Source organism: Sphaerisporangium rufum (assembly GCF_016863395.1).
GTDB lineage: Bacteria > Actinomycetota > Actinomycetes > Streptosporangiales > Streptosporangiaceae > Sphaerisporangium > Sphaerisporangium rufum.
The window spans coordinates 39809-52768 of the sequence record NZ_BOOU01000051.1 but is presented as its reverse complement, the minus strand read 5'-3'; the positions used below and the strand labels follow the sequence as shown (position 1 = coordinate 52768).

The following is a 12960-nucleotide window of genomic DNA, read 5'->3' as shown; positions in this document are numbered from 1 at the left end:
CGGGGGCCCGCCGGTCTCCGGGTCCACCAGCCCGCCGAGGTCCCGCCCGGCCAGGTCGTCGCCGGTCACGTGCGCGACCCGCGCCGCCAGCCCGAGCCGGCCGGCCAGCTCGGTGACGGCCGCCGCGCAACCGGCCGGGTCCAGCCCCCCGGCGTTGGACACGATCCTGATCCCGCGGTCCAGGCAGGTGCCGAGCACCTCCTCCAGCTGGGTGAGGAAGGTGCGGGCGTACCCGGGGCGGCCCTTGCGGCGCTGCCCGGCCAGGATCAGCATGGTCAGCTCGGCCAGCCAGTCGCCGGTGAGCACGTCGATCGGCCCGCCCTCGACCATCTCCCGGGCGGCCGACAGCCGGTCGCCGTAGAAGCCGCTGCAGTTGGCGATCCGCAGCGGCGCCCCCGTACCCGGTGCTCCCGGCGCGGCCAGGGCGCCCGGCCCGGCGGACGTGCCCGAGGTCGCCGGGCCGGGGGACGTGTCGCGGACAGCCGGGCCAGGGGAGGTGCCCGAGGTCGCCGGGCCGGGGGACGCGTCGCGGGCGACCGGGCCAGAGGACGTGCCTGGGCCGGCCCGCCCGCCGGACGCGTCCGGGACGGCCGGGCCGGTGGACGCGCCCGGGGCGGAAGGGCCGGCCGTGGTCGCCCGGGCCGGGCCGGGGACGGTCACCGGGCCGGCTCGCCGGCGGCGGGGTCGTCCGGCGCGGCGACCCAGGCGGCGGGGCGCTTCTCCATGAAGGCGCGCAGCCCTTCCTGGCCCTCGGCGGAGGTGAACCGCTGCGCCGACAGCTCGGCCATCCGGCTCATCGCCTCCGCCACCGGCAGCGCCGGCACCTCGCGGACCAGCCGCTTGGTGATCGCCAGCGACTCGGGGCCGCCGCGCCGCAACATGCCCGCGTACCGGGCGACGGTGGCGTCCAGCTCGCCCGCGGGCACCGCCCGGGTGAGCAGCCCGATCCGCTCGGCGCGGGCGGCGTCGAACACCTCGCCGGTGAGGAAGAGCTCGGCGGCGGCGCGCCGCTCCACCCGGCGCAGCACGGTCACCGAGATCATGGCGGGCACCACGCCCAGCCGCACCTCGCTGAACGCGAACGTCGCGGTGTCCGGGGCGATGGCGAAGTCGCAGGCGGCGACCAGGCCGAGCCCGCCGGCCCGGGCGGTGCCGTTCAGCCGGCAGATCACCGGCTTGGGGCTGTCCCAGACGGCGCTCATCACGCCCGGGAACGACGCGGTCACCGGCGCGCCGTCCGGCCGGGTGCCGGGCGGCGGGGCCTGCTCCTTGAGGTCGGCGCCCGCGCAGAACACCGGGCCGGTGCCGGTGAGCACGATGACGCGGACGGCGTCGTCGGCGATGGACCGGTCGAGCGCGGCGCGCAGCTCGGCCAGCAGCCGGGTGGACAGGGCGTTGCGGTTGTGCGGCGAGTCCAGCGTGATCGTCGCGGTGCCGCCGTGCACCTGGTGGTGGACCAGCGCGGTCATCGGGTACCTCCGAGAAGCTCCCCGCCTCGTCGCGGGGGAGGAATCGGGCTACGGCCAGGGAGCCGGGCGGCGAGCCCTCGACCGCCGGCCGTTCGACCGTGGTGCGGGGGCACATCCCGGCCGGCCGGTCCGGGACGCGGCACGGCGGCCCGGGTGGGAGGTGGGGCGGCGGCCGTCATGGCGTTGCCTCGATGACGGCCAGCACGGCGCCGGCGGTGACCTGCCGGCCGGGAACGGCGGCCAGCGAGGTGACGACGCCCGCCGCCGGCGCGCGGATCTCGTGCTCCATCTTCATCGCCTCCAGGACCAGGACGGGCTGCCCGGCGGCGACCGTGGTACCCGGCTCGACCTGGACGCGGAGCACGGTGCCCGGCATCGGGGCGAGCAGCGAGCCGGGGGCGGTGCGTGCCACCGGGTCGGGGAACCTCGGCACCGGCACCAGGCGGACGGCGCCGAGGAGCGAGTCGACGTACACCGCGCCGGCCGGGTCGCCGGCGTACCGGGCGACCGCGAACCGGTGCACCATCGGCCCGGCCGACAGGACCACCTCGTCCGGCGCCGCCGCGACCAGCCCGACGCCGGGCAGGCCCTCTGCGGCCAGGCCGTCGCGGGTGACCCGGTAGGCGACCTCGACCCGGCCCTCCGGCCCGTCGAACGCGGCGCGCCGCGGCTGGGAGGGGACGTTGCGCCAGCCGTCCGGCAGCGCGCCGAGCACCGGCGCCGCCGCCCGGTCCGCCGCGGCCACCGCCAGCGCGGCGGCCAGCGCCGCCAGCCGCCCCGCCCGGTCACCGCCCACCGGACCGGGCGAGACCGGGGCATCGCCCGCCAGACCGGCCCGTGCCGGGTCATCACCTGCGGGCCGCACGGGATCGCCGCCCGCCGGGCGAGGCGGTACCGGCGCGTCGCCGGTGCCCGCCGGGCCGGGCCCCGGCTCCGGCGCGGGACGCAGCGCCGGGCCGGCCGGGCGGCGGGAGAGGGCGGCGACGCCGTGCCGGTCCAGGAAGCCGGTGTCGACGTCACCGGCCAGGAACGCCGGGTGCCGGAGCACCCCGGCCAGCAGGTCGCGGTTGGTGACGACCCCGTGCACCCGGGCACGGGCCAGCGCGGTCGCCAGCAGCCGGACCGCCGCCGCCCGGTCCGGGGCGCAGGCGATCACCTTGGCCAGCATCGCGTCGTAGTGCACGCCGATCTCCGACCCGGACTCCACGCCGGAGTCCAGCCGCAGGCCATCGGAGACGGCGGTGAACCGGGCGGTCACGCCGGGCACCTCGAACCGGTGCAGCTCGCCGCTCTGCGGGCGCCAGTCCTGCGCGGGGTCCTCGGCGTACAGTCGGGCCTCGACGGCGTGGCCGCACGGCTCGGGCGGCGCCGTGGGCAGCCGGCCGCCCTCGGCGATCTCCAGCTGCAGGCGCACCAGGTCGATGCCGTACCGGCACTCGGTGACCGGGTGCTCGACCTGCAGCCGGGTGTTCATCTCCAGGAAGGCGACCGTGTCCCCGCTGTCCCCGCTGTCCCCGCTGTCCCCGCTGTCCCCGCTGTCCCCTTGCTCGGCGCGGTCGCCCTCGTCCCCGTGGCCGGCGCGGACCAGGAACTCCACCGTGCCGGCGCCCACGTAGCCGATGGCCTCGGCCGCCCGGGCGGCGGCCCGCAGCAGCCGGTCGCGCACCGCGGCGGGCAGCCCGGGCGCCGGCGACTCTTCGATGATCTTCTGGTGCCGGCGCTGGATCGAGCACTCGCGCTCGCCGAGCGTCCACACCGTGCCGTGCGCGTCCGCGACGACCTGCACCTCTATGTGCCGGGCGCCCTCCAGCAGCGGCTCGACGAACACGGTGCCGTCCCCGAACGCCGAGCGGGCCTCGCGGCGGGCCGCCTCGACCGCCGCGGCCAGCTCCGCCGGATCGCGGGCGACGCGCATGCCGCGCCCGCCGCCGCCGGCCGACGCCTTGACCAGGGCGGGGAAGGTCACTTCCGCGGCGTCCACCGGGCCGTCGCCGGGGAGCGCCGAGGACAGCACCGGCACCCCGGCCGCGGCCATCAGCCGCTTGGCCTCGATCTTCGACCCCATGGCGGCGATGGCCGCCGGGTCGGGGCCGACCCAGGTCAGCCCGGCGTCCAGCACCGCTCGGGCGAAGCCGGCGTTCTCCGACAGGAAACCGTAGCCGGGGTGGACGGCGTCCGCGCCGGCCGCCAGCGCGGCGGCGACCAGCGCCGGGCCGGACAGGTAGGTGTCGGCCGGCCGCTCGCCGGGCAGCCGGACCGAAAGGTCGGCCTCGGCGGCGTGCGGGGCCGCGGCGTCGGCATCGGAGAAGACGGCCACCGTCTCGATCCCGAGGTCGCGGCAGGTGCGGAAGACGCGGCGGGCGATCTCGCCGCGGTTGGCGACCAGCAATCGTGTGATCATCGGGTCACATCCGGAAGACGCCGTAGCCGGCCGGCCGCTCGGGGCCGGGCGCGCCGGACACCGCGGCCAGGCACAGGCCGAGCACCGTGCGGGTGTCGCGCGGGTCGATCACCCCGTCGTCGTACAGCCGCCCGGACAGGAAGAACGGCAGCGACTCCTCCTCGATCCGCGCCTCGACCGCCCGCCGCATCTCGGCGTCCGCCTCCTCGTCGTAGACCTGGCCGCGCGCCCGCGCGGCCGCCCGCCCGACGATGGACAGTACCCCGGCGAGCTGGGCCGGGCCCATCACCGCCGACCGGGCGCTCGGCCAGGTGAACAGGAAGCGCGGGTCGTAGGCCCGGCCGCACATGCCGTAGTTGCCCGCCCCGTAGGAGGCGCCCATCACGACGGTGAGGTGCGGCACGGTTGAGTTGGCCACCGCATTGATCATCATCGCGCCGTGCTTGATGATGCCGCCCTGCTCGTACTCCTTGCCGACCATGTAGCCGGTGGTGTTCTGCAGGAAGATCAGCGGCGTGCGCGCCTGCCCGGCGAGCTGGATGAACTGGGCCGCCTTCTGCGCCTCCGGGCTGAACAGCACGCCCCGGGCGTTGGCGAGCAGCCCGACCGGGTGCCCGTGCAGGGTCGCCCAGCCGGTCACCAGGCTGTCGCCGTACAGCGGCTTGAACTCGTCGAATTCGCTGCCGTCCACCAGCCGGGCGATCACCTCGCGCGGGTCGAACGGGACGCGCAGGTCGCCCGGCACGATGCCGAGCAGTTCCTCCTCGTCGTGGCGCGGCGGCCGGACGGCGGCGGGCGGCGGCGCGGGGGCCGGCCCGCCGAGCCGGGCCACGATGCGGCGGCCGATCCGGATCGCGTCGTGCTCGTCGGCGGCCAGGTGGTCGGCGAGCCCGGAGACGCGGGCGTGCATCTCGGCGCCGCCCAGCGACTCGTCGTCGGACTCCTCGCCGGTCGCCATCTTGACCAGCGGCGGGCCGCCGAGGAACACCTTGGCCCGCTCGCGGACCATCACCACGTGGTCGCTCATCCCCGGCACGTACGCGCCGCCGGCGGTGGAGTTGCCGAACACCAGGGCCACGGTGGGGACGCCCGCCGCCGAAAGCCGGGTCAGGTCGCGGAAGACCCGGCCGCCCGGGATGAAGATCTCCGACTGGCCGGCCAGGTCCGCCCCGCCGGACTCCACCAGGTTGACCAGCGGCAGCCGGTTCGCCAGCGCGATGTCCAGGGCGCGTAGCGTCTTGCGCAGCGTCCAGGGGTTGGAGGCCCCGCCGCGGACGGTCGGGTCGTTGGCGACGATCACGCACAGCCGGCCGGACACCGCGCCGACGCCGGTGACCACGCCGGCGCCGACCGGGTGCTCGGTGCCCCAGGCGGCCAGCGGGGACAGCTCCAGGAACGGCGAGCCGGGGTCGAGCAGCAGCTCGACGCGCTCGCGGGCGAGCAGCTTGCCGCGCGCGCGGTGCCGGTCCACGTATTTCGGGCCGCCGCCGGCCACCGCGCGGGCCTGCTCGGCGGCCAGCTCGCCGAGCCGGGCCAGCATGGCGGCCCGCCGCGCCTGGAAGTCCGCGCCCGCGGTGTCGAGCCGGCTGTGGATCACCTTGCGCTCCCGGATAGCAGTGGCCGTGGCCCGAAGCTATTACACCGCCGCGCCGCGCGGGAGGGCGGGGGACACACGGCCGGCGGCCGGCGTGGAGGTCACCGGCAGTGCGACCAGCCGCTGCGCCAGGAGATCGAGCCGAACGAGCCGCCCCAGATGACGCAGGTCTTGCGGGCCGGGACGCGGACCGGGCCGGCGGTGGTCTGGCTGGTGCCGGAGTCGGATTCCGACGCGCCGGTCTTGGCGCGCAGCAGGGCGGTCATCTTCATCGGCTGCGGTTCGACGTACCGGGTCAGCGTGACGACGCAGTTGGTGCCGGCCTTGGCGTTGTAGAGCAGCCAGACCCTGGCGTCGCCCAGCGGGCGGGAGTCGATGACCTGGAAGCCGGGACCGCAGCTGCCGGCGGCGGTGTAGGGGTTGGGTTTGCCGCCGGACGGCTCGGCGGTCGGGGTGGAGCCTGGCGCGTCGGGATCGACCGAGTCGCGGGCCGGGCGCCGGGTCGGCTTGCGGGACGGGGTGTGGTGCGGGGTGGCGGTGACCTGGGCGGGCGGGGTCGCCTGCGCGGGCGTCTGGCGGCGCGGCCGGCGCGGGGTGGGGTCGACCGGGTCGGGCACCGGCCAGGAGTCCACGTCGGGCGGCTGCTCGGCGACCGGGTCGGTCGTGCCGGCGGTGGGCGGCGCCACGCTCTCCTCGGCGGCCGTCGGCCGGCCGGCCCACGGGACGTCGGTGGTCAGCGCGAAGATCAGGCCGCCGGCCAGGACCGTCACGGCGGCGGCGGTGCCCGCCGTCAGCAGCCCGCGGCGTCGCGGCGCGCCGCCGCCCGCCGCCCGGCGGGCCTTCGGCGGCACGGCGAGCGGCCCGGCCGATCCGGCGAACGCGGTCGGCCCGGTGCCCCCGGCGGGTCCGGTGAGCCCGGCTGATGCGGCAGATGTGGCGGGCGCCGCCGGGGCGGTCGGCCCGGCGGGCGCGGGGATCACCGTCCGGCCGCCCATCAGGTGGGCGACCACGTCCTCGGCGGACGGGCGGACCGCCGGGTCCTTGGACAGGCAGGCGGCGAGCAGGTCGCGCAGCGGCCCCTCCAGCGAGGACAGGTCCGGCTGCTCGTTCAGCACCCGATTGATCACCGCGGGGATGGAGTCGGAGCCGAACGCCGGCCGCCCGGTGGCCGCGAAGACCATGGTGACGCCCCAGGCGAACACGTCGGCCGCCGGCGTCACCGCCGCGCCCGCGAGCTGCTCGGGCGCCAGGTAGGAGGGGGTGCCGAGGGTGTCGCCGGTGGCGGTGGCGCCCGGGGTGTCCAGGGCCCGCGCGATGCCGAAGTCGATGACGACCGGGCCTTCCGGCCCCATCAGCACGTTGGCCGGCTTGAAGTCGCGGTGCAGGATGCCGGCCCGGTGGATCGCGGCGAGCGCGGTCGCGGTGCTGATGGCCAGCCGGTCCAGCGCCGCCCCCCGGCGCGGGCCCTCCCGCTCGACCAGCAGCCGCAGCGACGGCCCGGGCACGTACTCGCTGACGATGAACGGCTGGTTGCCCGCCAGGTCGGCGTGCAGCACCGACGCGGTGCAGAACCGGGCGACCCGCTGGGCGACCGACACCTCGCGCAGGAATCGCGCACGCGCGTCGGCGTCCCCCGACAGCCGGGCGTGCAGCAGCTTGATGGCGACCGGTTCACCGGTGCCCGACCTGCCGAGATAGACGACCCCCTGGCCGCCCTCGCCCAGCCGCCCGAAGATCTCGTAGGCACCCAGGCGGCGCGGGTCGTCGTCGGTGAGCGCCTGTGGCACGCCGAACCCCCCGAAACCCCATATTTCCGAAACGTATGTCGGAGAACGCTACCAGGGGGATCTTGGTCAGGAGGGCCGGTCAGATGGCCTTGCCGGGATTCATGATGCCGAGCGGATCGAAGACCTGCTTTATCCCGCGCTGCAGCTCGCCCGCCAGCGGGCCGGTCTCCAGCTCCAGCCACCGCCGCTTGAGCAGGCCCACCCCGTGCTCGCCGGTCAGCGTGCCGCCGGCGTCCAGCGCGGCCCGGAAGACCTCGTCGGCGGCGGCCCAGACGTTCGGCGGCGGCTCGGCCAGCCCGCGGTCGAAGACGAAGACCGGATGCAGGTTGCCGTCCCCGGCGTGCGCGACCGTGCAGATCATCGTGGCGTGCCGGGCCGCGGTCTCCTCGATCGCGGTGATCATGTCGGGCAGCGCCGAACGCGGGACGCAGACGTCCTCCACCAGGCAGGCGCCGAGCCGCTCCTTGGCCGGATAGGCCAGCCGCCGCAGCCCGATCAGCTCCTCGGCCTCCTCCGGCGTGGTGGACACCGCGACGAACGACGCGCCGGCGTCCTCGCACAACCGCGCCATCCGCGCCGCGTCCCCGCCCGGACCGGCCTCGGCCTGGGCGATCAGCATGGCCTGCACGCCCGGGTCCAGGCCGATGTGCTTCCAGTCGTCGATCGCGCGCAGCGTGTTGCGGTCCATCAGCTCCAGCAGCACCGGGCGGCATCCGGCCGCGATGATCGCCGCCACCGCGTCGCCGGCCGCGCGCGGCGAGGGGAACTCGGCGGCCAGGGTGACCGGCGGCGCGGCCGGGGCCCGGCGCAGCCGCAGCGTGGCCGCGGTGATCACCCCGAGGGTGCCCTCCGAGCCGACGAACAGCCCGGTCAGGTCGTACCCGGTGACCCCCTTCATGGTGCGGCGCCCGGTGGCCAGCACCCGGCCGTCGGCCAGCACGACCTCCAGCCCGAGCGTGGAGTCGCGGGTCACGCCGTACTTCACGCAGCGCAGCCCGCCGGCGTTGGTCGCCAGGTTGCCGCCGATGGTGGAGATCTCGTGCGAGGAGGGGTCGGGGGCGTACATCAGGCCGTGCCGGCGGGCCGCCCGGTCCAGGTCGGCGTTGATCACTCCGGGTTCCACGACGGCGATCTCGTCGGCGGGGGACAGCTCGCGGATCGCGGTCATCCCGGCCAGCGACAGCATCACGCAGCCGTCGACCGCGGTGGCGCCGCCCGCCAGGCCGGTGCCGGCCCCCCGGGGCACCACCGGCACCCGGTGCTCGGTGGCCCACCGCAGGGTGGTCACGACGTCGTCCCGGCTGCGGGCCTTCACCGCGCACAGCGGGGTGCCGGGCACCAGGAAGGTCTGGTCGCGTGCGTAGGCGGCGGTGACGTCCGGATCGGTGAGCACCGTTCCGGCCGGGAGGAGCGCGGCGAGCTCGGTGACGGCATTCACGCCTGCGACTGTACGTTCCGGCGGAATGCCGTTTCCACGAGGGGTGGCAAGCGGGCTTACCGGAATGCCGGTGGAATTCGCCGATGAACGGCCGCCGGCCGGCGCGCGCCGCCGTCGATGACGATTTGGCAACATCCTGGATCGCCTTTACCCTGCCTTTACTTTTTCCTCTAACGTCCGGTTTGCCGATTCTGGGCGTTCCGTACGGGCGTCCGGATCTCCATGGCGGGCGCGTTCATACCGGCGTGCCTCGAAGGTCGCCCGGGGACCCCGGGCGGAGCCCGGACATCCCGGGCGGAGGAGGATCCGTTGTCACGTAGAGTCAGGCGGCTCAGCGCGGTGCTGCCGGTCCTGGGGCTGGCGGCGGCCGGTCTCACGGTGAGCGGCACCGCGGCCGCGGGGGACACCTCGCAGGCCAGATACCAGCCGGCGGCGAGTGATTACTACATCAACTACGCTCCCCCGATGGTGCAGGGCGACTCCACGCCGAAGGGCGCGGAGAAGGTCGACAAGGGCGCCGCCAAGCGGCGCAGCGGCACCCCCACCGCCGAGGAGATCGACCACAAGTTCGCCGAGGGCAACCCGGTGGCGGCCCGCGAGCTCACCAAGCGCGAGCGGACGGCCGTGCGTACCGGGCAGAACCCCTTCGACTTCCTCTACAAGAAGTCGAAGATCACTAAAGAGGCGAAGCTTCTCACTCTGCTGGTCGAGTTCAACGAGAACGCCAACGACGATTTCTCCGGGTTCAGCCGCCCGAAGAGCACCGACGACACGAGCGACTGCGTGACGGAGCCGCCGGGCACGAAGATCAGCGGTCCGCTGCACAACAAGATCCCTGACCCCGCCCTCGCGGCCGGCGGCGGCAAGGACAACAATTCGATGTGGGTGAAGGACTTCAACACCGCCCACTACAACAACATGCTCTACTCCACCAAGGGCATCACCGAGCGCGTCCGCAAGGACCTCAAGGACCCGCGCGACGGCAAGCCGGGCATCGACATCTCCGGCTACACGATGAAGAACATGTACGAGGAGATGTCCAAGGGCGCCTACACCGTGCACGGCGCGGCGATCGGCTGGCTGAAGGTGCCGCACTCGGAGGCCTGGTACGGTGCCGGCGCCTGCGACGCCATCCCGCAGGACATGTCCGGCCACCCGGACAACCCGCGCGGCGCGGCGCAACTCGGCATCGACGCCGTCAACGTGCTCGCCCAGCAGCAGCCGGACTTCCCCTGGAAGGACTACGACCTGGAGGACACCTCCGACGCCGACGGCGACGGCAACTACGCCGAGCCGGACGGCGTGGTCGACCACCTGGTCCTGGTGCACGCCGGCGAGGACAAGTCCGGCGGCGGAGGTGCGGAGGGCACCTACGCCATCTGGGCGCACTCCAGCGCGATCCCCAACGGCTACACCGTGCCGGGGAGCAACGTCAAGATCTCCAACTACATCGTGCAGCCGGAGGACTCCGGCGTCGGCGTGTTCGCCCACGAGTACGGCCACGACCTCGGCCTGCCCGACCTCTACGACGCCACCGGAGCCGGTGACAGCGACGTCGAGTTCTGGGACCTGATGTCCACCGGCTCGCACTCCGGCCCGATCTTCCAGTCGATGCCGACGCACATGGGCCTGTGGGACAAGCTGGTGCTCGGCTGGGCGGACCCGAAGATCCTCAACCCCGGTGACGGCACCAAGCTGCTGACCCTGGGCCAGGCCTCCCGCACGCCCAAGCTCACCCAGGACGGCGTCCGGATCAACCTGCCGGACAAGGACGTGGTGCTGACCACCCCGCACAGCGGCGCCAAGGTCTGGTGGTCGGGCAACGACCAGGACTGGGCGGACGTGAAGATCGCCCGGGACGTCGCGGTGCCGGCCGGCGCCGACGCCCGGTTCTCGTTCTGGACCGACTACACCATCGAACAGGACTGGGACTTCGGCTTCGTCGAGGTCTCCACCGACGGTGGCACCACCTGGGCCGAGCAGAAGGTGTACGGCGAGGACGGGTCGCTGGTCTCCACCGACGACGGCTACCCCGACCCCAACCACCGGCTGGCCGACTTCGGCAACAAGAAGTACGGCCTGACCGGTGACTCCGGCGGCTGGCAGCACTACCACATCGACCTGGCGCCGTTCGCCGGCCAGAACATCAAGCTGCGCCTGCGCTACGCCACCGACGCCGCCGCCAACGAGCGCGGCTGGTTCACCGACGACTTCTCGGTGAGCGCCGGCGGCACCACCACCTGGAGCGACGACGTCGAGTCCGGCACCGCCGGCTGGACGGCCGTCCCCGGCACCTTCACCGACACCAAGGGCGCCGGCTGGGTGCAGCACGGCGGCTCGCTGAAGAGCGCGCAGTACTACCTGGCCGAGTGGCGCAACCTGGACGGGTTCGACAAGGGCCTGAGCTACACCTACGACACCACGTGGCTGCGGGACGACGCGTGGAAGGTCGAGAAGGTCCCCTACAACGCGCCCGGCCTGCTGGTCTGGCTGCGTGACACCTCCTACGGGTACAACAACGGCGCCTCCAACCTCTGGTCGCTGCCGTCGGTCGGCCCCAAGGGCCAGCTGCTGCTGGTGGACTCGCACTTCGACCCGCTGCGCCGCTCCGGCGAGGCCGCCGAGGTCGACCCCAGCGTGCTGAAGAACATCCCCTCCCGTCCGCAGGCGTCCAACGCGGCGTTCGGCTTCACCAAGACGCGCTCGTTCTCCGAGTGCATCGAGGGCGAGCCGTTCACCGAGTACTGCACCAGGTTCGGCGGGCAGGACCCGGTCAAGGCCTTCACCGACGCCAAGGGCTGGTACCCCGGCCTGGAGCTGCGCGACGACGGCCTGTACTTCCGCAACCGCGACGCCTCGGTGGTCGTGCCGTCCAAGAACAACGAGCCGTACTCGGTGCGGGTCGTGCACGCCGACGGCAGCCCGGCGACCGAGGCCTACGGCGAGGACGTCGACGGCTTCACCCTGGGCACCGGCAACCCCGCCGACGCGGGCAAGCAACTCGGCACCCAGGTCAAGCTGATCGCGCCGCTGCCCGGCAACCTCGGGGTGATCGTCCAGGTGACGCCGCCCAAGAAGTGAGCCGTTCCCCGCGCCGGCGGTGACGCCGGCGCGGGGCCGGCCAAGGGAAGGCCCGGACGGGACGGATACGGGGGCACCGTATCCGTCCCGTCCGCGTCTCAGGGCCCGTCGCGGCCTCCCGGCGTCCATCGCGGTCCGCTGGTGCCGGCCGACTGCATAGCATGTCCCCGGGACGTCGGCGAGGGGACGGGCGAACGTGCGGAGCAAGGCGGAACACACCAGGGCGATCCGCGACCTGCGCCGGGTGGTCCTGGTGGTCAACACCCGGTCCCGCCGGGGCCGGCACCTGTACTTCGAGGCGCTGCGGCTGCTGCAGGCCGACGGCTTCCGGCCGCTGCGCACCTACGCGGTCATGGATCCGAAGCGGCTGCCGGACATCCTGGAGGAGGCCCTCGGCCTGCAGCCCGACCTGCTGGTCGTCGGCGGCGGCGACGGCACCCTCAGCGAGGCCGTCAAGCACGTCGCGCACCGGGACGTCGCGCTCGGCGTGCTGCCGCTCGGCACCACCAACAACTTCGCCCGCAGCCTCGGCCTGCCGCTCGCGCTGCCCCAGGCCGTCAAGGTCTTCAGCCGCGGCAAGGTGGCCGACATCGACCTCGGCATGGCCGGGGACAAGCCGTTCGCCAACCTGGCCAGCTTCGGCGTCTCGGTCGAGGTGGCCGGCACGGTCAAGCCCTGGCTGAAGCGGGCGCTCGGCCGGGCCGCCTACCCGCTGACCGCGCTGACCATCCTGCCCCGCCACCAGCCGTTCCGCGCCTACATCACCGTGGACGGCCGGCGGCACGAGGTGCTCACCCACCAGCTCAACATCGCCAACGGCCGCTACCACGGCGGCTGGCAGATCGCCCGCGACATCAGCATCGACAACCGCCGGCTGGTGGCCTACCAGCTCGGCTCGGGCAAGCGGCTGCGCCTGCTGGCCGAGACGCTGGTCCGGGCCACCAGCGGGCGGTGGCGCAGCCTGGCCGGCGGCCCGTTCGTGACCGGCGGCGAGATGCTGCTGGAGACCGAGCCCACGCTGGCCGCCGACGTGGACGGCGAGGTGGGGCTGCGCACGCCGCTGACCATCCGCACCGTGCCGAACGGCGCGCGGGTCATGGTCCCGCCCGGTTTCGTCGACACCTGACCGGGCCGCCCGGGAGCCGCCCGGGGCCGGGCGGGAGAGCCGCCCCGGGCGCCAGGTCGGCCGG

At 74.6% G+C, this 12960-nt stretch carries 8 protein-coding genes; 2 read left to right on the top strand and 6 right to left on the bottom strand.

All coding sequences use genetic code 11. The annotated features are described in order from the left end of the window. The 6 genes from Sru01_RS35690 to Sru01_RS18020 form a co-directional block, all read right to left on the bottom strand. Positions 1 to 660, bottom strand: a 660-nt coding sequence (locus tag Sru01_RS35690; protein ID WP_239137523.1) for an acyclic terpene utilization AtuA family protein, incomplete at its 3' end; no start/stop codon positions are given. Further along, positions 657 to 1469 carry an enoyl-CoA hydratase-related protein gene (locus tag Sru01_RS18045; protein ID WP_203987210.1) on the bottom strand — a complete coding sequence of 271 codons (813 nt, stop codon included), beginning with the start codon at positions 1467 to 1469 and terminating at the stop codon, positions 657 to 659. The genes Sru01_RS35690 and Sru01_RS18045, both read right to left, overlap by 4 nt. A gap of 175 nt (positions 1470 to 1644) precedes the next feature. After that, positions 1645 to 3870 carry an ATP-binding protein gene (locus Sru01_RS35685; RefSeq protein ID WP_239137522.1) on the bottom strand — a complete coding sequence of 742 codons (2226 nt, stop codon included), beginning with the start codon at positions 3868 to 3870 and terminating at the stop codon, positions 1645 to 1647. A 4-nt stretch (positions 3871 to 3874) separates the two neighbouring features. Next, positions 3875 to 5410, bottom strand: a complete 1536-nt coding sequence (locus tag Sru01_RS18030) for an acyl-CoA carboxylase subunit beta (RefSeq protein ID WP_203987230.1) — start codon at positions 5408 to 5410, stop codon at positions 3875 to 3877. A 155-nt stretch (positions 5411 to 5565) separates the two neighbouring features. After that, the gene (locus Sru01_RS18025) at positions 5566 to 7251 is read right to left on the bottom strand and encodes a serine/threonine-protein kinase (protein WP_203987208.1); all 1686 of its coding nucleotides are present in this window, start codon (positions 7249 to 7251) and stop codon (positions 5566 to 5568) included. A gap of 79 nt (positions 7252 to 7330) precedes the next feature. After that, on the bottom strand, positions 7331 to 8689 hold the full coding sequence (locus Sru01_RS18020) for an FAD-binding oxidoreductase (RefSeq protein ID WP_239137521.1): 1359 nt from the start codon (positions 8687 to 8689) through the stop codon (positions 7331 to 7333). A 309-nt stretch (positions 8690 to 8998) separates the two neighbouring features. Here Sru01_RS18020 and Sru01_RS18015 point away from each other — a divergent pair, with 309 nt between their 5' ends. Beyond that, positions 8999 to 11770 (top strand): immune inhibitor A domain-containing protein, encoded by a 2772-nt coding sequence (locus Sru01_RS18015; RefSeq protein WP_239137520.1) that lies wholly within the window; start codon positions 8999 to 9001, stop codon positions 11768 to 11770. 196 nt (positions 11771 to 11966) lie between these two features. Further along, on the top strand, positions 11967 to 12896 hold the full coding sequence (locus Sru01_RS18010; RefSeq protein WP_203987165.1) for a diacylglycerol/lipid kinase family protein: 930 nt from the start codon (positions 11967 to 11969) through the stop codon (positions 12894 to 12896). Positions 12897 to 12960 lie beyond the last annotated feature (64 nt).

Coding starts and splice junctions, on each gene's coding strand:
- Sru01_RS18045 (WP_203987210.1), bottom strand. CDS start 1,469: ATGACCGCGCTGGTCCACCACCAGGTGCACGGCGGCACCGCGACGATC.
- Sru01_RS18030 (WP_203987230.1), bottom strand. CDS start 5,410: ATGCTGGCCCGGCTCGGCGAGCTGGCCGCCGAGCAGGCCCGCGCGGTG.
- Sru01_RS35685 (WP_239137522.1), bottom strand. CDS start 3,870: ATGATCACACGATTGCTGGTCGCCAACCGCGGCGAGATCGCCCGCCGC.